Here is a 21,313-nt window from a genome sequence, read left to right on the forward strand (position 1 = left end):
TTGACGTAATCGCCGGACATTGTCACATTCATCAGTGTCACGTTACGGGCACGTACCGCACACGGCAGGGAACGGACGGTGGCATGACCTCGGCAGTGAAGGACGAAAAGGCCCCGGAGCTGCGGGGGTTCAGAGAGGTTCAAAGCCTCGCGTACGCCTGCGCGGAGGCGGTCGCGGGCCGGCTCCGGCCCGGGGTGACCGAGCGCGAGGCGGCCCGTATGCAGCGCGACTGGCTGCGCGAGCGCGGCGTGCGGGACTGGTTCCACCTCCCCTTCGCCTGGTTCGGGGACCGCACGGCCTTCGCCGGCTTCAAGGTTCCCCTGCAGTTCTTCCCGACCAACCGGAAGCTGGAGCCGGGGATGCCCTTCATCCTCGACATGGCTCCGGTGTACAAGGGCTTCACGGCCGACATCGGCTACTCCGGCTGTCTCGGGCTCAACCCCCTGCACGACAAGCTGCTGGCCGATCTGGAAGCCCACCGCGAGCTGATACTGCGCGAGGTGCGCGAGCGGCATTCGCTGCGCGAGATATACGAGGACGTCGAACGCCTGATGATCAGGCAGGGGTACGCCAACAGGCACCGCGCCTACCCCTTCGGTGTCATCGCCCACAAGGTCGACCGCGTCGCCGAACGCCGCTGGTCCCCGCATGTGTTCGGCTTCGGCACCCAGTCCCTCAAGGGGCTGATGAGCGACGCGTTGCACGGACACCGGGACGGCTGGTCGCCGCTGTGGAGTCCGTACCGCTTCTCCGACCATCCGCCGCAGCCCGGTCTGTGGGCGGTCGAGCCGCATCTCGGATTCCGCGGTACGGGTGCCAAGTTCGAGGAGATCCTGGTGGTCACCGACTCCAAGGACCCCGAGCAGAGCGCCTTCTGGCTGGACGACGATCTGCCGCATGTGCGGCGCTGGGCCGAGGAAAGGGTGGCGGCATGAATCTGCAGAGCCTGCCGGGGGCGCGCGAACGCCGGGTGCGTACGGGCGGAATCGAGCTGTGCGTCGCCGAGTTGGGCGAGGAGGGGCGGCCGACGGTCGTCCTGGTGCACGGCTACCCGGACAGCAAGGAAGTCTGGACGAACGTGGCGCGGCAGCTGGCCGACCAGTGGCACGTCGTGCTGTACGACGTGCGCGGGCACGGCCGGTCCACGGCCCCGAAGCCACTGCGCGGCGGCTTCACCCTGGAGAAGCTCACCGACGACTTCCTGGCCGTCGCCGATGCGGTGAGTCCGGACCGGCCGGTGCATCTCGTCGGGCACGACTGGGGGTCGGTCCAGGCCTGGGAGTTCGTCACGGTCAAGCGGACCGAGGGCCGGATCGCCTCGTTCACCTCGATGTCCGGCCCTTCCCTGGACCACTTCGGGCACTGGATCAAGCAGCGGATGACCCGGCCCACCCCGCGCAGGGTCGGCCAGCTGCTCGGCCAGGGCGCCAAGTCCTGGTACGTCTACATGCTGCATACGCCGGTCCTGCCCGAGCTCGCCTGGCGCGGCCCGCTCGGCAAGCAGTGGCCGCGGATACTCCAGCGGCTGGAGAAGGTACCGGCGGGCGACTACCCGACAGCCTCACTGCCCGGCGACGCGGCGCACGGCGCCTGGCTCTACCGCGACAACGTCCGCGCCCGGCTGAGCCGACCGCGCACCGACGCCTACGCGCATGTGCCGGTCCAGCTGATCACGCCGACCGGCGACATCTTCCTCTCGGAGAAGCTGTACGACCAACTGGAGCTGTGGGCGCCCCAGTTGGTACGCAGGTCGCTGGACGGCAAGCACTGGGTGCCGCGCACCAGGCCGGACCAGCTCGCCGCCTGGATAAGCGAGTTCGTCGCCGCGAACGAGGCGGCCAAGGAGAACGGCGGCCCGGTGCAGGACACCGCGCCGACCGGGGCGTACGCGGACAGGTTCGGCGGCCGGCTGGTCCTCGTGACGGGCGCGGCCGGCGGCATCGGCCGGGCCACCGCTTTCGCGTTCGCCGAGGCAGGTGCCCGAGTGGTGGCCGTGGACCGGGACGCGGAGGGAGCCGCCAGGACGGCCGAGATGGCCCGGCTGATCGGTGCCCCGGCCGCCTGGGGCGAGGCGGTCGATGTCAGCGACGAGCAGGCGATGGAGAAGCTCGCCGAGAAGGTCGCCGCCGAGTACGGAATCGTCGACGTCCTGGTCAACAACGCCGGGATCGGCCTGTCCGGCTCCTTCCTGGACACCACGAGCGAGGACTGGAAGAACGTCCTCGACGTCAATCTGTGGGGGGTCATCCACGGCTGCCGGATCTTCGGCAGGCAGATGGCCGAGCGTGGCCAGGGCGGCCATATCGTCAACACGGCTTCCGCCGCCGCCTATCAGCCGTCCCGGGCGCTGCCCGCGTACAGCACCTCCAAGGCGGCGGTGCTGATGCTCAGCGAATGCCTGCGGGCCGAGTTCGCCGAGCGGTCGATCGGGGTCAGCGCCATCTGTCCCGGCATCGTCAACACGAACATCACCGCGACGACGCACTTCGCCGGTGCCGACGCCGCGGAGGAGAAGCGTCTGCGCAAGCGGACCAGCCGGCTGTACGGGCTCCGCAACTACCCGCCGGAGCGGGTCGCCGACGCGATCCTCAAAGCGGTGGTGCGCAACCAGGCCGTCGTGCCGGTGACGCCGGAGGCCCGCGGGGCCCGCCTCCTGTCCCGGTTCAGCCCCGGCGCGCTGCGCGGGATCGCCCGGCTGAAGCCGCCGCTGTGAGCGGCCCCGGGCGGTCGTCGGCGGCGACGGACCGGCAGGCCGCCGCCGAGTACCGGATCGAGGACCTGGCGCACGCGAGCGGGGCCACCGTCCGCACGATCCGCGCCTACCAGGACCGCGGCCTGCTGCCGACACCGGAGCGGCGCGGCCGGGCCAATGTGTACCGGGACACCCATCTCGCCCGGCTCCGGCAGATCGCCGATCTACTGGATCGCGGTTACACGCTGGCCAGCATCAAGGAGCTCCTGGACGCCTGGGACACCGGCCGCGGGCTGGGCGGGGTGCTCGGGCTCGTCGCCGAGGTGCACGGCCCCTGGACGGACGAACAGGCCGACCGGATCACCCGGGACGAGCTGAACCTCAAGTTCGGCGGGACCTCGGACGACGAGGCGGTCGCCGAGGCGGTGGACCTCGGCGTACTCGAACGCATTCCGGGCAGGGACGACGAATTCCTGGTACCGAGCCCCCAGGAGCTGGCCGTGGCGGTCGAGTTGCACGCTGCGGGCGTGCCGCTCAGCGCAATCTCCGGGCATCTGAGGGAACTTCGCGGTCAGGTCGAGCAGATCGCCTCGCGTTTCCTTGAGTTCACCACCGAGCACGTCTTCGCCCGCTATCTCGGCCATCGGCCGCCGACCGACTCGGACGCGGCCGAGGCTGCCGCCATGGTGCGCAGACTGCGTCCGCTCGCCCAGCAGACGGTGGACGCCGAACTGGCCCGTGCGATGAGGACGTTCGCCACCCGTCATCTGCATCATCACCTCGGGGCGGACACGCCCATCGGCGTGGATTCCCCGTCACTCACGGCACTCGGAGTGGATCTGCCGCCGAGCACGATCCGGGCTGTCCAGCAGCTGGTTGGCACGGAGAACGTCTCCGCCTTCGTCGCGGCGGCCGCTGAACGCGAGGTGCAATCACGGACATTGGATGCACTTGTTTCACCTCACGTCAAAGTGGAGCAAGTTGACCAAAGTGGTTGATATCACTTCGACTTGTCCACAGAATCGCCAATTAGCCTGTGGATAAGTCGAACTGACTGTGGATCAAACCTGTGGAGGAGAATTACTTCGGCACGTCGTGAGCGAAACCCGCATGCACCGGGAAGGCCCTCACTGGCACCCTGCCGGTATGGATGAAAGACGCACCGTCAAGGTGTCCAAGTACCTTTCGAAACACCTGCGGCATCAACCGGAGCGGATCGGCATCACGCTCGACGCCAATGGCTGGGTGCCGATCGACACGCTGCTGCGGGCCGTGGCCCGCAACAACTTCCCCCTCACCCGGGCCGAGCTCGACCATGTCGTCGCCGTCAACGACAAGCAGCGCTTCGCCGTCGAGAACGACCGGATCCGCGCGAGCCAGGGCCATACCGTCCCGGTGGATCTCGACCTGCCGCCGGCCGAACCGCCGGCGTACCTCTACCACGGCACGGTGGGCCACGCGCTGGACTCGATCCGGAGCGAGGGGTTGCGGCCCATGGACCGCACGCACGTCCATCTCTCGCCCGACCGCGAGACGGCGACCAGGGTCGGTGCCCGGCGCGGCCGGCCCGTCGTCCTGTCCGTGGACGCGGGCGCGATGCACCACGCGGGCCACACCTTCTATGTCAGCGCCAACGGCGTCTGGCTCACCGCTGCCGTGCCGCCCGCGTTCCTGCGGTTCCGCAACTGATCAGCGAGAGGGACTCGCTGTCGAGAACGAGAGTCCCGCTCATGCGGTGTCCGCCGGAGCGGACTCACCGTGGTGGGCAGCGTGGTGGACGCGGATGCGCTCGGCCTTGTCCGCCACCTCAGCAGGGTCGACAGGGCCGTGCTCCGCTTCAGCGGTGGCGATGTACTCGTCGATGGCCTCGCACTGGAGCTGCCGCTGTACGGCCTCCTCGATATGGGACGGTGACTACCGGCTGCCGGCGGCGAGCCTGCTGAGGCGGTCGCCGATGACGGAAACGCCCGGACGGGGCTCGTTCTCGTAGTACCAGGGCTTGCGTCGGCGCAGCAGCCTCTCACCATGCTCGCTCCAGGTGAAACCGGGCTTCCGCAGGAGCTTCCGGAACACCTCGTCAGCGGTCTCCGGGTGAGCGGCGGCCAGACGGCGGATCGGCAATGGCGCGATCGACTCCTCACGCAGGTACGTGCGCAGCAGATCCTGGTGTCGCCTGCGTCCCGTGACGGCGGTGTCCGCGAAGAGGTCCCGCAGCATCCCGTAGTCGGCGTAGAAGTTGAGCCCGTCGATCTGGTCGTAGATGACACCGATGGTGTCCGAGTCCGCCAGTTCCGGCGGAAGTTCGAACAAGGGCAGGTCCAGGCAGGGGAGCCGCCTGCGCGGGGCACGGCCGGGTTGTGCGGCGACGGCGGCCTCCTGACGGTGGCGATAGTAGGCGTTGAGGAGGTCCTCGGCCTCGGCAGGCGAAAGGACCAGCTCGTCGCTGCCGCAGAACTCTACGAACGCGGCCCGGTCCTCCCGCATCCGCTGCCACCCCTGCTCGATCTTTTCGGGGTTGCGGAAGACCAGCTCGGGTTGGACGGTGGCCAGTTCGAGCGCCGCCTGTGCGATGTCGGTGGCACTGGACCTGGGGTAGTACGACATCGCCCCGGACACCAGCCACGCCCCGTCGCCCGAGTGGACGGGTACCAGGCAGGTGTGGAGGAATCCTCCCTTGGACACTCCGCGGAACGCCGCCGGCCCGACATTCGAGTACGTGCGGTACTCCAGGTCGTCGACAAGGTTCAGCAGGACGACGGCATCCCCGTCCTTGCGCCGGATCTCGAAGATGCCCTCGACCGGGTCACGCCAGCCGAGCAGCATCTCCCGGTCGGCCGCGGTCAAGTCCTTCCGTCCTGCGACGAACCGGTCCACCACGGTCGAACCGTCCGGCAGCCGATACCGCAGGATGAAGTGGTCGGTGATCCGGATGGCCTCACCCTCGTCCAGCTGCCTTGCAGGCCCGGCGGCATCCAGCAGGAGGGGCGTCAGCCACCGGTCGAAGCGGGCGCTCTGAGCGAAGGCGACCAGTTTCTCTTTCAACTCGGCGCTGTGCTCGATGAGATCGGCCAGCGACGGTTCACCGGCACCCTGATGCGCGCCTTGTGCGGCCTCAGCCACATTGAGCCCTTTCGTACGAGCCGGTTCCGCGTGAAGTGAGAGGTGCCCGGCCTCAACCGGCCCAGTGACGGTACGCCTCGATCCATTCCGCCCCCTCGGGCGCCGGGCTGGGCAACGGCAGCTCCAGGATGCCGATCGACTGCCGGACGCGGCCCCGGGAGCACAGGGCGACGATCCTGCCGTCAGGCGTGAGGTCGACGCCGTGCACAGCTACCCCGACGCCGAGAACCGCGGTGGAGAAGGGCAGACCGAGGCGCTCCTCAAGCATGGTGAACAGACCGGTCAGCTGCTCGCCCTCGTCGTAGGCGTCGACAGTCGCCTCTTCGATCATGGCCTCGAGTTCGGTCCTGCCCAGCGTGCCCATGACGCCACAGTAGCGGCCCGCGTCGCGACATCGGCGTGGCTTCCCGAATCTGCTCCGTCGGCATATCCGTGGCAGCGGGAAGCGCGCGTATCGTCGGGGTCATGCGTCTGAGCACGGTAATCCTCCCCATCCACCGGTGGGCCGAAGGACAGAAGATCTGGCAGCGGGCCGAGGACCTCGGCTTCCACGCCGCCTACACCTATGACCACCTGGCCTGGCGGACCTTCCGCGACGGCCCCTGGTTCGGCGCGGTACCGACCCTCACCGCCGCGGCCGCCGCCACCCGCCGACTGCGCCTGGGCACCCTCGTCACCTCAGTCAAGCCTTTTTCACCCATCACGGTGTGACCAGGACGGATTCCCTCCGGGGCCGGCGCACGGGCACCTGCGCCCGTCCGCTCAGATGCCGATGAGCCGGACGCGGCCCCCACACAGCCGCGTCATGTCGTCGATGTCGGACGTCAATACGACCACCGGCCCCCGGCTGGCGCAGTGCCACCTCGGCGACTGTCGCGTCGATCGCGTACTTGTGGCCGTGCAGGCCCGCAGCCTTGAGCAGTTCCGCGGACGCTTTCGCCGCGCCCTCGGTCACCGGCTCTACTTTGACCCGGGGCAGCGCCCACCGCGGCCGAGGCATGTTCACGCGTGCATGGCTGACTTCCACAATGGTGTTGGCGTCGATGACGAAATCGGCACCATGGCGTGGAGCACCTGGAACACGGCAAGGATCTTGCGGTCCTGCGCGATCCAGGCGGAGAGTCCTTGGGAGTCCGGGACCACGGTCTCGGCATGATCGTTCACGCCGCGCTCGCCGACCCGTCGGCGCTCGCCGTCCCGGAGATCCTGGAACGGGCCTCCGCCAGCTCCTCCTCGGTGAAGGCCCCGTGTTCCTCCTGGTGGCGCAGGAGGTCCGCCCCCAGAAGCTGGTGCCGCAACTGCCGCGCCACCGCCTCGGCGACATAACCGGAATCGTTGTCCGTGAGCTTCCTCAGTTCGGCGACCTGCGTCCGCGAATGGCGGGGCCGCGAGGTCGGTGCGCGGACGCAGGGTATCCGCTGCGAGCGATACCGGGGCCCCCACGACCGAAGTGGCCTCCGCCGAAGTGATCCGGTTTGGGCTGGGTCACACGCGACCGTCATGCTGGGGCCATTCGAGCGGCCTCGGACAGGTGGGAGACAAAGGATGCGACGAGACACGGGGGCGGCCCCGTCCGATCTCCAGCTGAAGATCGCGCTGTACGGCACCCAGCCGCCTCTGTGGCGGCGCCTCGTACTGCCGTCCGACACCTCTCTTCGCACCCTGCACGACGCCGTCCAGGCCGCCTTCGGCTGGCAGGGTGGCCATCTACACCTCTTCACCGACGAGTCCGGCCGGGTGTACGGCGACGCGGCCCGGCTCACCGACATCGATCTCGGCTTCGGCCCCGGCAGCAGAGACCAGCACGCCACCGCGCTCGGTGATGTTCTGCCCGAGGACGGGGCGCGGCTGCGCTATGTCTACGACTTCGGCGATGACTGGGAGCACCGGATCACGCTGGAGAAGACACTGCCGCAACCGGTCGGCGCGGAGCGAGCGGTGCGCTGCGTCGGCGGCCGTCGTGCCGACGTACCGGCTGAGGACATCGGCGGGGTGTGGGGCCTGGGCGAGGTACTGGCACGCCTCGAAGTACCCGACAGGGCGGGAGACGGCCCGTACGACGAGCTGGTCGCCGAGCTGCGGTCGGCCGGCTACGACCCGGCAGCCTTCCCCCGGGAGGGGATCGCTGAGCGGCTGGCCCGTTTGACGCCGGACACGGTGCCCGGTACGGCGAAGCCGTCGGCCGGTACCCGGGCCGGGCGCGGCGGTGGGGGACAGCCGGCTGCCGAGGACACGGCATCGTGCGCCTGCGGGCGCTGCCGAGGGTCGGGCGGCCCGGTCGACCCCGGAGTCGACGGACCGGTCGCGAGTATGCCCGTGCTGCGCCCGGTCACCCTGGCTCCGCGGGAGGATCTCGCGGCGGCTGTGCGGGATGTCCCGCTCTTCGATTCGGCGCTGCGGCTCACCACCTGGTGTCGCGAGGGACGGCAGGTCACCGCGAGCCGGGTGCTGCGTCCCGCGCTCGCCCGTGAGGCCGTCGAGGATCTCCGGCTATGGGAGTTCGCCGACGAGGCCTCGCCGTACGCCGAGGCCGCCGCCCGGGCCCGTGCGTTGAAGGCGCTGCGCAGCGCCAAGGACGTGGACGTTCTCGACGAGCCGTGGAGTTTCGCCGTGAACCGCGGGCTGATCACGATCAGCGGGGGCCGCGCCTGGGGTAGCGAGACAGCCGACTTCGCCGGCGAGAATCTTCTGGAGCTCTGGTCCGTCACCCTGGGCGACCTGCTGGAGGAGATCGACGAGACGGGGGTACTGGACGAACCGCTCGGCGAGCTGGGCGAGCTGTCGGCCGAGATCGCCGACGCGCTGATCGGGCAGCTGTACGACGCCCTGGACGGCGCCTGGGTGGAGATCGACGACCTGCGGGCGAAAGCCCGAGAGGCGGGTGCTGAAGGGCCCGAGCTCGTTTTCCTCCTGGCCTTGTTCGCGACGGCCTTCCGGGACCTGGCGGAAGAGCTCGCCCACCTGGGCGCGGTGGAGTTCGTGCCCGGTGACCATGATGTCGTCGCGGCCGAGGATCTCCTGGCCACGCCCCTGAACGCCGTCAGCGGGCGCGGGCTCGCCGGTTCGGATGCCTGGTCGGACGCGTCGGGCCGGCCGTGGGACCACGAGAACGGGGACCGCATGCGGCTCACCCCGCTCGGCCGCCACGGGCTGCGCGCCTACCTGATGGAATGCGGTGCGCTCGCACCGCTGCTCGGCGAGTACGCCGAAGCCGACGCAGACACCCTCCTCCAGGGCCTTCTGGGCTACTCCCCCGAGGAGACGCGCCAAGAGGTCGAAGGGTGGCTGAAGCACCGTTCCGGGGCCGACGCCGCGGTGGGACTGCTCGACGCCTGTGCGGGCGACGGCCCCGACATCGCGGCCAGACGCGCCGTGGTCCAGCCGGTGCTGGCCGTACTCGACGACTCGCGAGCACTGCGCGTGCTGCGCAAGGCGGCGGACTCCGACGTCGAGGGATGCCGCCAGGTGGCCGCTGCGGCCCTGGGCGCACGCCCTGAGGCGGACGCGTACGCGGATGCGGCGCGCGCGGAGCAGGCCCGGTTGTGGCTGTTCATCGACGGTCTCTCGCTCTTCGTCGGTGCCCAGGAGGACGAGGAGCTGCTCCTGGGCTTCCAGGAGAACCCGAACGTGGCACCAGAGGTGCTCGAACAGCGGGTGGACGACCTTTGGCGAGTGGAGCACCCGGCCACCACCCAGGTGCTTGCCGAGCTGGGCGAGAGCCTGCGCGACGTCGACAAGCGGCTGGCCAAACGCATCCGCACCGCGGCGAACAAGGCGCGCTCCCGCCGGTGACGGCTGGGCGGCGGAACTCACCGGAGAACGCCGGGTACGTGGTGATGAGCGAGGCACGGTGCGGCTCGCTCACAGAAGGATGGAGTTGAGGAAGGTGGCACGAGTCGTCGCACGGGAGCCGGGCACGGGCCGCAGGAGTGTGCTGCCGCTGGCGGCACCCGAGTCGGCCTCCTGGGCGCGGGGCCTGCTCGACAACGGCTGGGCGGCGGTGTTCCTGCCCGGGGAGCCCGCCCGCCTCGGCCGACTGCTGCTGTGGCAGCCCGCCGGGGCGGCCGCCGCCGAGGACACGGCACCCACCGGCGTCGAGACCGACACGGCGGAACTGGTGCTGCCGCACGGCCGTTCGGTCAGGCGGCGCAAGGTGACGGGCCACGCGCTGCCCGCCGCCCTCGCCGTCGCCGCCCTGACAGGGGCGCAGCCACCGAATCCGTCCGCCGCCGCCTGGCAGGCCGCCGCCCGCCTCGCGCTCCGGCTGCTCGCCGACGGCCGCCTCCACCCCGCCCTCACCCCCGCCGGCTACGACACCTGGCAGGCGGGGCCTTACACCGCCGCCCAGCGTCAGACCCTGGACGCCCTCGCCGCCGCGTTCCCGCCCCACGCCCACTGTCTGCCCGAGCCCGGCCCCCCTCCGGTGCGGATCGCCGAACCCGCCGCGCTGGTACGCCAGTTCTGCGACGCGGTCGCCGACGACCTGGTCCGCACCCCGGCCGCGCCGCTCGCCATGGGGGCGCTGCCGTACGCCTGGCGCGAGACGCGTGCCGTACCCGCCCTGCGCGAGTGGGCCGAGGAGACCGCCGCCGCGTTCACCGCCGATGTCGGCGTCTCCTTGCGCGTCGACCCCCCGGAGGGACGGCGCCGAGTGTTCCGGGCCGTGCCGCAGTTGCACACCGCGGCGGATCCGGGGCTCGTCGTCGAGGCCGCCCGGCTGTGGAGCGAGCCGGACGAGGTGGAACGGCTGCTCGGCCCGCGCGCCGAGACCGAGACGCTGCTGGCGCTGCGCCGCGGAGCCCGCGCCTGGCCTCCGCTTCAGCGGCTGCTGAGGGACGCCGCTCCCGACGAACTCCGCCTGTCCGACGACGATGCCTTCGACCTGCTGGGCGACGCCACCGACACACTGCGTTCGGCCGGCATCGACGTGCACTGGCCGCGCGAGCTGGTCAAGGCACTCACCGCGACCGCGGAGATCGGGCAGCGCACCGCCCCCGGCTCCAGTGCGGGCGGACTCCTCGGCGCCGACGCACTCCTCGACTTCCGCTGGCAGGTCTCGCTCGGCGGCGAGCCGCTCACCGAGGCCGAGATGGACGCCCTCGCCGAGACGCGCCGCCCTCTGGTCCGGCTGCGTGACCAGTGGGTGGTCGCTGACCCGAAGCTGGTGGCCCGCGTCAGGCGCCGCCGGATGGAACCGCTCACGCCCATGGAGGCGCTGAGCGCCACGCTGACCGGCGAGGTGGAAAGGGACGGCGAGCAGATCCCCTGTGCGGCGGTCGGCGCGCTCGGCGACCTCGTCGCCCGTATCCGCGATCCCGAGTCACGTACTCCCGCCCCGCAGCCCGCCGCGCTCAAAGCCATGTTGCGCGACTACCAGAGGCGGGGCCTCGCCTGGCTGGCCGAGATGTGCGAGCTCGGCCTCGGCGGCTGCCTCGCCGACGACATGGGCCTGGGCAAGACCATCACCCTTCTCGCCCTGCATCTGCACCGCCAGACCGACCCCGCGACCGCCGGCCCCACCCTCGTCGTCTGCCCGGCCTCCCTGCTCGGCAACTGGGAGCGCGAGGCGGCCCGGTTCGCGCCGTCCACTCCCGTGCGCCGCTACCACGGCGGCGAGCGCCACCTCGACGACCTGGCCGGCGATGAGATCGTCCTGGTCACCTACGGGGTGCTGCGCCGCGACCGCGAAGCCCTCGCCGGGACCGACTGGTCGCTGATCGCCGCGGACGAGGCGCAGCACGTCAAGAACCCCTACGCCGTCACCGCCCGCGAGCTGCGCGCCCTGCCCGCCCGCGCCCGCGTCGCCCTCACCGGCACGCCCGTGGAGAACAACCTCTCCGAGCTGTGGGCGCTCCTCGACTGGACCACTCCGGGGCTCCTCGGCCCCCTCGCGGCCTTCCGAGACCGGCACGCCCGCGCCATCGAGTCGGGCGAGGACCCCGAGGCCGCCGAACGCCTGTCCCGTCTCGTGCGCCCTTTCCTGCTGCGCCGCAGGAAGTCCGACCCGGGAATCGCGCCCGAGCTGCCGGCCAAGACCGAGACCGAGCGGGTCGTGGCGCTGACGGCCGAACAGGCGGGCCTCTACGAGGCGGTGGTCCGCGAGACCATGGCGAAGATCGCGGAATCCGAGGGCATCGCCCGCCGCGGTCTGGTGCTCAAGCTGCTGACCGGGCTGAAACAGATCTGCAACCACCCCGCCCAGTACCTGCGCCAGTCCACGCCGCTCGGCGGCCGTTCCGGCAAGCTCGACCTGCTCGACGAGCTGCTCGGCACCATCACCGCCGAGGGCGAGTCGGTGCTGGTCTTCACCCAGTACAAGCAGATGGCGACCCTCCTGGAGAAACATCTCACCGAACGCGGCACCCCCACCCTCTTCCTGCACGGCGGCACCCCCGTCGCGCGGCGCGAGGAGATGGTGGAGCGCTTCCAGCGCGGTGAGGTACCAGTGTTCCTGCTGTCGCTGAAGGCGGCGGGCACGGGGCTCAACCTCACCCGCGCCACCCACGTCGTGCACTACGACCGCTGGTGGAACCCTGCGGTCGAGGACCAGGCCACCGACCGCGCCTACCGCATCGGGCAGGACAGGCCCGTCCAGGTGCACAAGCTCATCGCGGAGGGCACCGTGGAGGACAAGGTGGCGCAGCTGCTGGAGTCCAAGCGCGCGCTCGCCGACGCCGTCGTCGGCTCCGGCGAGGCCGCCCTGACCGAACTGTCCGACGCCGACCTCGCCGAACTCGTCGCCCTGGGAAGGCAGTCATGACCCATTCATTCCCCGGCCAGCGCCGCGCACCCGCCCGCGGCAAGCGCGCCTTCGCCACGACCTGGTGGGGCCAGGCGTGGGTGACGGCCCTGGAGGACTCCACCCTGGACGCCGGACGTCTGTCCCGCGGACGTACCTACGCCCGTCAGGGCAAGGTCGGCCCAGCCGATGTCGCCCCGGGCCGGGTCAAGGCCGCCGTCCAGGGCAGCCGGCCGAGCCCGTACCGCTCCTCGGTCCGTCTGCCCGTCCTCACCGACGCCCAGTGGGACACCCTCCTCGACACCGTCGCGGCCCGTGCCGGGCATCTGGCGGCGCTCCTCGACGGCGAGATGCCCGCCGAACTCGTCGACGACGCCCGGCAGGCGGGCGTCCCCCTTCTCCCTCAGCCCACCGAACTCGACCCGGACTGCTCCTGCCCCGACTGGGGATACCCCTGCAAACACGCCGCCGCGCTCTGCTACGCCATCGCCGCCGCCATCGACGCCGACCCGTTCGTGCTCTTCGCGCTGCGCGGCCGAGGCCGCGAGGAGGTCCTCGCCCAGCTGCGCACACGCCGTACGGTGCCCCGGCAGGCAGCGAGCCCGCCGGCCCCGACCGGCGTCCCGGCCTCCGCCGCGTACACCGACTGGGCCGAACACGCCCCCGGGCTGCCAGAACTCCCCGCACCGGCCGCCCACACCACTACCCTGCCCGTAGCCCCACCACCCGACAGCGGCCTCACCTCCACGGACCTGGAGCACCTCGTAGCCGACACCGCCGCACGCGCCGTACGACTCCTCGCGGGTGACACCGCCGACCTGCACCTGACCCAGCACCAGGACACGGTACGGATCGCCGCGTGCAGGCCCGGCCCCGAGTGGTTCCACCACCTGATCGAGAACACCGGCACCAGACCGACCGAATTCGCCCGCCTCACCCGCGCCTGGCGCCACGGCGGCACGACGGGCCTCACCGTCGCCGAACAACCCCACACCCCAGCCCCGGCGACGATGTCGGCCGCCCGCGCCACTCTGACCACAGCCCTCACCGAGATGACCACCACACCCGGCCCTCTCCGGACCTGGCGCAACCGCCTCACCCTCACCGACCACGGCATCCAGCTGCGCCTGGGCCCCGACACCTGCTGGTATCCCTACCTCCGGGGTGACGACGGCGAATGGTGGCCCGCGGCACCGGCCGATACCGACCCGATCACAGCACTCACCGCGGTCTGGCAGCAGACCGAGGCGTGACACGAACGACAGGCCCGTGGGCGCTGGGGCACAAGTCCACGTCAGTCGCGCCTCGTTCATGCATCATGCGCTGACCTGCGTACCCGACCGGCACCCTGCTCTTGCGGACTCCGGTGACCGACTTCGGGACAGTGCTGCGGTCAGAGGCCGATGAGCCGGACCTTGCTGCCGCACAACCGGGACAAATCGTCGACGTCGGATGTGAGGATGGCGACCTTCGGCCGCCGCGTAGGCTCTGCTCATGCGTCTGAGCACCGTGATCCTTCCGATCTACCCGTGGGCCAAGGGGAAGAAAGCGTGGCAGCGAGCCGAGGAACTCGACTTCCACGCCGCCTACACCTACGACCATCTGGCCTGGCGGACCTTCCGCGACGGCCCCTGGTTCGGCGCGGTACCGACCCTCACCGCCGCGGCCGCCGCCACCCGCCGACTGCGCCTGGGCACCCTCGTCACCTCCCCCAACTTCCGGCACCCCGTCACGCTCGCCAAGGACCTCATCACGCTCGACGACGTCTCCGACGGGCGCCTCACCCTCGGCATCGGCGCCGGTGGCAACGGCTTCGACGCCACGACACTGCGCCGGAGCGACGAGGAGCCGTGGACGCCGCGCGAGCGGGCCGACCACTTCGACGAGTTCGTACCGCTGCTCGACCAGCTGCTGCGTGAGCCCTCGGTGACGCACGAGGGCAGGTTCTACTCGGCGAACGAGGCCCGGAACATCCCCGGTTGTGTGCAGCGGCCCCGGCTGCCGTTCGCGGTGGCCGCCACCGGCCCGCGCGGAATGAAGCTCGCCGCCCGGTACGGCCAGGCATGGGTCACCACGGGCGACCCGAAGCTGTACGAGTCGGGTACCCCGGAGCAGTCCGTGGAGGCCATCCGGGGACAGCTCACCAAGCTGGGCACGGCCTGCGAGTCCATCGGCCGGGATGTCGCCGAGCTGGACAAGATCCTCCTCACCGGCTTCACTCCGGACCGCCCGCTGCAGTCCCTCGACGCCTTTGTCGACTTCGCGGGCACCCACTTCGCGCTGGGCTTCACGGAGATCGTCGTTCACCTGCCGATACCCGACTCCGACTTCGCGGCGGACGAGAAGGTCTTCGAACGCATCGCCACCGAGGGTCTGGCCCAGCTCGGCCACTGACCCGCCCGCCGTCGCGACCGTTGGCATATGTACCAGGCATGTTCGCCTGGTCAGGGGCGCGCATCCTCAGATGTGCGCCCCTCCGCACGCCCGTGCACCCTCGTGCGCGAGAATGGCCCGGTGACCTCAGCTACCGACTCGCCTTCGCCTGCCGTTATCCGGCTGATCGCCACCGACCTGGACGGCACCCTGCTCCGCGACGACAAGACGGTCTCCGACCGTACGGTCGCCGCGCTCGCCGCTGCCGAGGAGGCCGGTATCGAGGTCTTCTTCGTCACCGGGCGCCCGGCCCGCTGGATGGATGTCGTCAGCGACCATGTGCACGGCCACGGCCTGGCGATCTGCGCCAACGGCGCGGCGGTCGCCGATCTGCACGCCGGCGGCGAGCTGGTCGAGGTCCGGCCGCTGGAGCGTGCCATCGCCCTCGACGTGGTCCATTCGCTGCGCGCCGCCGCCCCCGGCACCACCTTCGCCGTCGAGCTGGCCACCGGCATCCACTACGAACCGGACTACCCGCCGTTCCACCTGGACCCGTGCGCCTCGATCGCCGTCGCCGAGAAGCTGCTGCACGAGGAGGCGCCCGGCACCGGCGTCCCCGTACTGAAGCTCCTCGCCCACCACGCCGAACTCGCCCCGGACGACTTCCTCGCCCTGGCCCGTACGACGGCCGGTGAGCGGGCCTCCTTCACCCGGTCCAGCCCCACGGCCCTGCTGGAGATCAGCGGTCCCGGGGTCTCCAAGGCCAGCACGCTGGAGCTCTGCTGCGCCGAGCGCGGTATCTCGCCCGCCGAGGTCGTCGCCTTCGGGGACATGCCCAACGACGTGGAGATGCTGAGCTGGGCGGGCACGTCGTACGCGATGGGCAACGCCCACCCGGCCGCGCTCGCCGCCGCCTCCGGCCGGACCGCCACCAACGGCGAGGACGGTGTCGCGGTCGTCATCGAGCGGATCATCGCCGAGCGCCGGGCCTCCGGCATCGGGCGCTGAGCCCCCTCCTCCGGAAGAGGAAGGGCCCGGCCGCCTTCACAGAGGCGCCTCCCACACCACCGTCGTACCGCCCCCGTCCTCCCCGATCCCGGGCCCGAACCAGCTCGCGCCGCCGAGCGACTCCGCCCGGCGCGCCAGATTCCGCAGCCCGCTGCGACGGCCGCCCTCGGAGATGCCCACTCCGTCGTCGGCGACCGACAACCGCACCGCGTCCCTCCCGTCGGGCAGCGTGGCGGTCGTGTCGACGACCACGTCGATCAACGACGCCTCGGCGTGCCGGAAGGCGTTGGACAGCGCCTCCCGCAGCGCCGCGATGAGGTTCTTGCCGGTCAGCTCGCCGACCAGCGAGTCGACCGGGCCGAGGAAGCGGTGCGAGGGCTTGAAGCCCAGCGGGACCGCCGCCATGTTGATCTCGCGCAGGACGCGGGTGCGCAGCCCCGAAGGCGCCTCGGCGGGCTCCTGCTGCAGCGCGAAGATCGCGGTGCGGATCTCCTGGATGGTCACGTCCAGTTCGTCGACCGCCCGGCCGACCCCGGTCTGCACCTCGGGCACGACCGACCGGCGCTGGGCGCTCTCCAGCATCATCCCGGTGGCGAACAGCCGCTGGATGACCAGATCGTGCAGATCGCGGGCGATCCGGTCCCGGTCCTCGTAGACCGCCAGCCGCTCGCGGTCCCGCTGTGCCTCGGCCATCATCAGCGCGAGCGCCGCCTGCGAGGCGAACTGGGTGGCGAGGGTCCGCTCCGCCTCCGTGAAGGGCCTGCCGCCCCGGGCACGGGGGGTGGCGAGCGCGCCGAGCACCCGCCCGCCGCTGTGCAGGGGCAGCAGCATGCTCGGGCCGTACCGATGGGCCAGCGTGGTGACCATGCGGGGGTCGGTGGCCGAATCGTCCACGAAGACCGCCTCGCCGCCCAGCAGCTTCGCCGCCACCGAGCTCTCGGGCCCGATGATCACTCCGAGCGAGGAGGAGGGGTCGTCCGCGGAGACGGCGACGATCTCCAGCCCGCCGTCCTCGGTGGGCAGCAGCACGATCCCGGCGGCGGAGTCGGCGAGCCGGCGGGCCTGTTCGGCGACGACGGAGAGCGCGTCGTCGGCGTCCCCGCCGGAGAGCAAGGCGGTTGTCACGGCCACCGATCCGTCGATCCACCGCTCGCGCTGGCGTGCCGCCTCGTACAGCCGGGCGTTGCCGATGGCGATTCCGGCCTCCGTGGCGAGCACCCGGACCATGTGCAGGTCGTAGTCGTTGAACTCGCCGCCGTCGTCCTTCTCGGCCAGATAGAGATTTCCGAAGATCTCTCCCTGTACGCGGATCGGGACGCCGAGAAAGGTCCGCATCCGGGGGTGGCCGGGCGGGAAGCCGGCGAACCTCGGATCGGCCGTCAGATCGGCGAGCCTCACCGGTACCGGATCGTGGATCAGTGCGCCCAGCAGTCCCCGGTGCCCGTCGGGGCGGTGCCCGATCTCTTCCTCCACCTCGTCCGGCACTCCGTACGTGACGAAATCGGAGAGCCCCTCGCCCTCCTCGTCCACGACACCGATGGCGGCGTAGTGGGATCGGGCGAGTTCGGCGGCCGTCTCGCAGATCCGGTCGAGGGTGGAGTGCAGTTCCAGGCCCGCGCCGACGGAACGCATGGCTTCCAGCAGTTGGGGGATGCGGGCGGTGATCTCGGTGGACAGGCCCTGCAGGCTGCGGGTCGCCTGGGTAGCCGCTTCGAGTGAGTCCTTCGGGTCCTGCTCCGGCATACCCCCGAGAGTAGTTAGTCCCGATTAGGGAGGAAAGTCGACTGTCGTGCCGCCCAGCTCACACCTGCACACCCACGGCCCCTTCCGGCACCCGTGCGGTCTCCAGCTCGCGCTGCAGCATCCGGCGCATGGGGCCTTCCCCGGCAGCGAGATCGGTGTACGAGCCACGCTGCACGACCCGGCCGGCGTCCAGCACCAGCACCTCGTCGACGGCTTCGAGTCCCTGCAGGCGATGGGTGATCAGCACGGTCGTGCGCCCCTCGGTGGCGGCCAGCAGGTCCGCAGTCAGGGCGTCCGCGGTCGCCAGGTCGAGATGCTCGGCGGGCTCGTCCAGGACCAGGACGGGAAAGTCGGCGAGGATCGCCCTGGCCAGGGCGAGGCGCTGGCGCTGGCCGCCGGAGAGGCGTGCGCCGTGTTCGCCGACGAGGGTGTCGAGCCCGTCGGGCAGTGCGTCGGCCCAGTCGAGCAGCCGCGCCCGGCCGAGGGCGGACCGCAGCTCCTCCTCCGTCGCACCGGGGCGGGCCAGCCGCAGATTCTCCCGGATGGAGCTGTCGAAGACATGGGCGTCCTGGGCGCACAGCCCGACGAACCGCCGGACCGTGTCCCCCTCCAGCGCACGGGCCTCGACGCCGCCGATCCGGTACGTACCGACTCGCTCGTCCAGGAAGCGGACCAGAACCTGCGCGAGGGTCGTCTTCCCGGAGCCGGAGGGTCCGACGACGGCGATACGCCGGCCGGCCGTCAACGTCAGATCGACGGAGTCGAGGGCGTCCCGGCCTGCTCCCGGGTACCGCGCCGACAGCCCCCGTACCTCCAGCGGGAAGGGCGATGCGGGCGCCTCGGCCGGGCTGTCGGGTTCGCGTACCGGCAGTGGGGCGTCCAGCACCTCGTACACCCGCTCCGCGCTCCGCTCGACCCGCCGACGGTACTGCACGGCGAGCGGCAGACCGGTCACGGCCTCGAAGGCGGCCAGCGGGGTGAGCACCACCACCGCGAGTTCCACACCCGCGAGCCGGCCGTCGTGCACGGCGGGAAGGGCGACGAGCGCGGTGGCGACGACGGTGAGGCCGGCGACCAGGGCGATGAGGCCGCCGCCGAGCGCGGTGGCGGTCGCCGCGCGGGCGGCGATGCGGGTCAGTACGCCGTCGGCGTCCCGGGTCCGTTCCGCGCGGGCGGGCAGAGCACCCGCGACGGTCAGTTCGGCGGTCCCGCCGAGCAGGTCCGTGACCCGGGTGGCCAGATCGGCGCGCGCGGGGGCGAGCCGACGTTCCGTGTGACGGGAGCAGGCACTGCTCACCAGCGGCACTCCCACTCCGGCCAGCAGCAGTCCGGCGGCCAGCACGGCGCCTGCCGCCGGCAGCAGCGAGCCGATGAATCCGGCAGCCGCCGTTCCGACGACCACGGCGGTCCCGGCGGGCAGCATCCAGCGCAGCCAGTAGTCCTGCAGGGCATCGACATCGGCGACGAGCCGGGAGAGCAGGTCCCCGCGCCGGGTCCGGCGCAGTCCGGCGGGCGCGACGCGCTCCAGGCCCCGGTAGACCGCGACGCGCAGTTCGGCGAGCATCTTGAGCACCGCGTCGTGCGACACCAGACGCTCGGCGTAACGGAAGACGGCCCGCCCGAGTCCGAAGGCGCGGGTCGCGGTCACGGCGACCATCAGATAGAGCACCGGGGGCTGTTCGGAGGCGCGCGAGATCAGCCAGCCGGAGACGGCCATGAGCCCGACGGCCGAGCCCAGGGCGAGGCTTCCCAGCAGCAGCGCGAGTGCCAGCCGGCCGCGCTGTGCCCCTGCGGCCTCCCTGACCCGTGCCAGGACCCGGCCGGAGCGGGCCGCGGTGTCCCTCAGCACCTCGGACTCCGCTGCCTCTTCGATCCGGTCGGCGGGAGCGCTCGTCTCCATCCGGTCGGAGGAAGCGCTCGTCGGCCGCGACACGACCGCGGACGCCTCGGTCATCGCCGGCCGCGCCGTCGCGCCCGGTTCGAGGGTCACCACCCGGTCGGCCACCGAGAGCAGCGCCGGGCGGTGCACGACCAGCAGCACGGTCCGTCCCACCGCCAGCCGCCGTACCGCCTCGACGATCCCCGCCTCCGTCTCGCCGTCCAGGCTCGCGGTCGGCTCGTCGAGCAGCAGCAGCGGGCGGTCGGCGAGGAAGGCGCGCGCGAGGGCGAGCCGCTGCCGCTGTCCGGCGGAGAGGCCCGCGCCGTCCTCGCCGATGAGTGTCCGTACCCCGTCCGGCAGTTCCGCCACGAAGTCGGAGGCCCCGGCGTCCCGCAGCGCGGCCGTCACCGCGCTGTCGTCGGCGTCCGGCCGGGCCAGTCGTACGTTCTCCGCGATGGTGCCCGCGAAGAGGTGCGGGCGCTGCGGCACCCAGGCGATCCGTTCCCGCCATCGCTCGGGCGCGAGCGTCGTCAGGTCGACGCCGCCGACGCGTACCCGCCCCTCGTCGGGGTGCGTGAAGCCGAGGACCACGTCGAGCAGGGTGGACTTCCCGACGCCGCTGGGGCCGACCAGGGCCACGGTCTCCCCTTCGTCCACCACCAATGAGGCCCCGTTCAGCGAGGGTTCGGCACGGCCCTCGTGCCGCACGGTCACCCGCTCCAGCTCCAGCCGCAGTGAACCGGGCACGTCCGCCGTGCCGTCCTGCCGGAGCTCGGTCTCCAGTACCGCGAAGATCTCCTCCGCGGCCGAGAGCCCCTCGGCGGCGGCGTGGTACTGCGCTCCGACCTGGCGGATCGGCAGATAGGCCTCGGGCGCCAGGATCAGCACCACCAGGCCGGTGTAGAGGTCGAGTCCGCCGTGCACCAGCCGCATGCCGATGGTGACGGCGACGAGGGCCACCGACAGCGTGGCCAGCAGTTCCAGGGCGAAGGACGAGAGGAACGCGATCCGCAGGGTCCGCAGCGTGGCCCGGCGGTACTGCGAGGTGATCGTGCGGATGGACTCGGCCTGCGCCTTGGCGCGGCCGAAGACCTTCAGCGTCGGCAGTCCGGCGACCACGTCGAGGAAGTGGCCGGAGAGCCGGGACAGCAGCCGCCACTGGCGGTCCATCCGTGACTGGGTGGCCCAGCCGATGAGGATCATGAAGAGCGGGATGAGCGGCAGCGTGACCACGATGATCGCTGCCGAGACCCAGTCCTCGGTGACGATCCTGGCAAGGACCGCCACCGGCACGACGACCGCGAGGCCGAGCTGCGGCAGATAGCGCGCGAAGTAGTCGTCGAGCGCGTCGACGCCACGGGTCGCGAGCGCCACCAGGGAGCCGGTGCGCTGTCCGTTCAGCCAGCCGGGGCCGAGCGCCGCGGCCCGCGCCAGCAGCCGGCCGCGGAGTTCGGACTTGACCGCCGCGCTGGCCCGGTACGCGGCCAGTTCGGTCAGCCAGGAGACCAGCCCCCGGCCGAGCGCGACCGCGGCGAGCAGGATCAGCGGGGTCCGCAGAGCGGAGACCGTCAGTCCGTCCTCGAACCCGCCCACCACCACTTCGGCGATGAGCATGGCCTGGGCGATGACCAGCGCCGCCCCGACAACTCCGAGCGCCACCACGGCCGCCAGGAAGAGGCGGGTGGCGCGAGCGTAACGGAGCAGACGCGGGTCGATCGGTTTCACGTGAAACAGCCCCTAGGCAAGCTCGGTCGGTGGA

At 71.5% G+C, this 21,313-nt stretch carries 16 protein-coding genes and 1 pseudogene; 11 read left to right on the plus strand and 6 right to left on the minus strand.

Going from position 1 to position 21,313, the window contains the following annotated elements; genetic code table 11:
- Window positions 1–83 precede the first annotated feature (83 nt).
- The 5 genes from OG611_RS07390 to OG611_RS07410 all read left to right on the plus strand — a co-directional run bounded on the left by OG611_RS07390 (window position 84) and on the right by OG611_RS07410 (window position 4,606).
- Window positions 84–935 carry a M24 family metallopeptidase gene (locus OG611_RS07390; protein WP_266416700.1) on the plus strand — a complete coding sequence of 284 codons (852 nt, stop codon included), beginning with the start codon at window positions 84–86 and terminating at the stop codon, window positions 933–935.
- Complete coding sequence (locus OG611_RS07395) at window positions 932–2,713, plus strand: SDR family oxidoreductase (RefSeq protein WP_266416703.1); 1,782 nt, start codon at window positions 932–934, stop codon at window positions 2,711–2,713. The genes OG611_RS07390 and OG611_RS07395 overlap by 4 nt, the downstream gene beginning before the upstream one ends.
- Window positions 2,710–3,690 carry a MerR family transcriptional regulator gene (locus tag OG611_RS07400; protein ID WP_266416705.1) on the plus strand — a complete coding sequence of 327 codons (981 nt, stop codon included), beginning with the start codon at window positions 2,710–2,712 and terminating at the stop codon, window positions 3,688–3,690. Before OG611_RS07395 ends, OG611_RS07400 begins: the two co-directional genes overlap by 4 nt.
- Before the next feature lie 148 nt (window positions 3,691–3,838).
- The gene (locus OG611_RS07405) at window positions 3,839–4,381 is read left to right on the plus strand and encodes an RNA 2'-phosphotransferase (protein WP_266416707.1); all 543 of its coding nucleotides are present in this window, start codon (window positions 3,839–3,841) and stop codon (window positions 4,379–4,381) included.
- Between the two features lie 69 nt (window positions 4,382–4,450).
- Entirely contained in the window at window positions 4,451–4,606 is a 156-nt protein-coding gene (locus tag OG611_RS07410; RefSeq protein ID WP_266416709.1) for a hypothetical protein, read from the plus strand.
- Here the strand turns inward: OG611_RS07410 and OG611_RS07415 are convergent, their stop codons facing one another.
- Entirely contained in the window at window positions 4,607–5,812 is a 1,206-nt protein-coding gene (locus tag OG611_RS07415; protein ID WP_266416712.1) for a hypothetical protein, read from the minus strand.
- Between the two features lie 52 nt (window positions 5,813–5,864).
- Entirely contained in the window at window positions 5,865–6,176 is a 312-nt protein-coding gene (locus tag OG611_RS07420) for a hypothetical protein (protein ID WP_266416714.1), read from the minus strand.
- A 101-nt stretch (window positions 6,177–6,277) separates the two neighbouring features.
- Here OG611_RS07420 and OG611_RS07425 point away from each other — a divergent pair, with 101 nt between their 5' ends.
- On the plus strand, window positions 6,278–6,523 hold the full coding sequence (locus OG611_RS07425; protein WP_266416716.1) for an LLM class flavin-dependent oxidoreductase: 246 nt from the start codon (window positions 6,278–6,280) through the stop codon (window positions 6,521–6,523).
- 51 nt (window positions 6,524–6,574) lie between these two features.
- On the opposite strand, the pseudogene OG611_RS07430 reads toward OG611_RS07425, so the two are convergent.
- Window positions 6,575–6,976, minus strand: a pseudogene (locus tag OG611_RS07430) (DNA-binding protein).
- Window positions 6,973–7,227: a hypothetical protein gene (locus tag OG611_RS07435; RefSeq protein ID WP_266425616.1), complete on the minus strand. Its 255-nt coding sequence runs from the start codon at window positions 7,225–7,227 to the stop codon at window positions 6,973–6,975. Before OG611_RS07435 ends, OG611_RS07430 begins: the two are co-directional and overlap by 4 nt.
- Window positions 7,228–7,357: 130 nt before the next feature.
- Here OG611_RS07435 and OG611_RS07440 point away from each other — a divergent pair, with 130 nt between their 5' ends.
- The 5 genes from OG611_RS07440 to OG611_RS07460 all read left to right on the plus strand — a co-directional run bounded on the left by OG611_RS07440 (window position 7,358) and on the right by OG611_RS07460 (window position 15,932).
- Complete coding sequence (locus OG611_RS07440; RefSeq protein WP_266416718.1) at window positions 7,358–9,604, plus strand: plasmid pRiA4b ORF-3 family protein; 2,247 nt, start codon at window positions 7,358–7,360, stop codon at window positions 9,602–9,604.
- Between the two features lie 94 nt (window positions 9,605–9,698).
- Window positions 9,699–12,572 (plus strand): DEAD/DEAH box helicase, encoded by a 2,874-nt coding sequence (locus OG611_RS07445; protein WP_266416720.1) that lies wholly within the window; start codon window positions 9,699–9,701, stop codon window positions 12,570–12,572.
- Complete coding sequence (locus tag OG611_RS07450; RefSeq protein ID WP_266416722.1) at window positions 12,569–13,804, plus strand: SWIM zinc finger family protein; 1,236 nt, start codon at window positions 12,569–12,571, stop codon at window positions 13,802–13,804. The genes OG611_RS07445 and OG611_RS07450 overlap by 4 nt, the downstream gene beginning before the upstream one ends.
- A 241-nt stretch (window positions 13,805–14,045) precedes the next feature.
- The gene (locus tag OG611_RS07455; protein ID WP_266416724.1) at window positions 14,046–14,945 is read left to right on the plus strand and encodes an LLM class flavin-dependent oxidoreductase; all 900 of its coding nucleotides are present in this window, start codon (window positions 14,046–14,048) and stop codon (window positions 14,943–14,945) included.
- 120 nt (window positions 14,946–15,065) lie between these two features.
- The gene (locus tag OG611_RS07460) at window positions 15,066–15,932 is read left to right on the plus strand and encodes a Cof-type HAD-IIB family hydrolase (RefSeq protein ID WP_266416726.1); all 867 of its coding nucleotides are present in this window, start codon (window positions 15,066–15,068) and stop codon (window positions 15,930–15,932) included.
- 36 nt (window positions 15,933–15,968) lie between these two features.
- Here the strand turns inward: OG611_RS07460 and OG611_RS07465 are convergent, their stop codons facing one another.
- Together OG611_RS07465 and cydD are read right to left on the minus strand one after the other, a co-directional pair.
- Complete coding sequence (locus OG611_RS07465) at window positions 15,969–17,675, minus strand: GAF domain-containing sensor histidine kinase (RefSeq protein ID WP_266416728.1); 1,707 nt, start codon at window positions 17,673–17,675, stop codon at window positions 15,969–15,971.
- A gap of 58 nt (window positions 17,676–17,733) precedes the next feature.
- Complete coding sequence (gene cydD, locus OG611_RS07470; protein ID WP_266416731.1) at window positions 17,734–21,279, minus strand: thiol reductant ABC exporter subunit CydD; 3,546 nt, start codon at window positions 21,277–21,279, stop codon at window positions 17,734–17,736.
- Window positions 21,280–21,313: the final 34 nt, after the last annotated feature.

This window comes from Streptomyces sp. NBC_01363 (assembly GCF_026340595.1).
GTDB lineage: Bacteria > Actinomycetota > Actinomycetes > Streptomycetales > Streptomycetaceae > Streptomyces.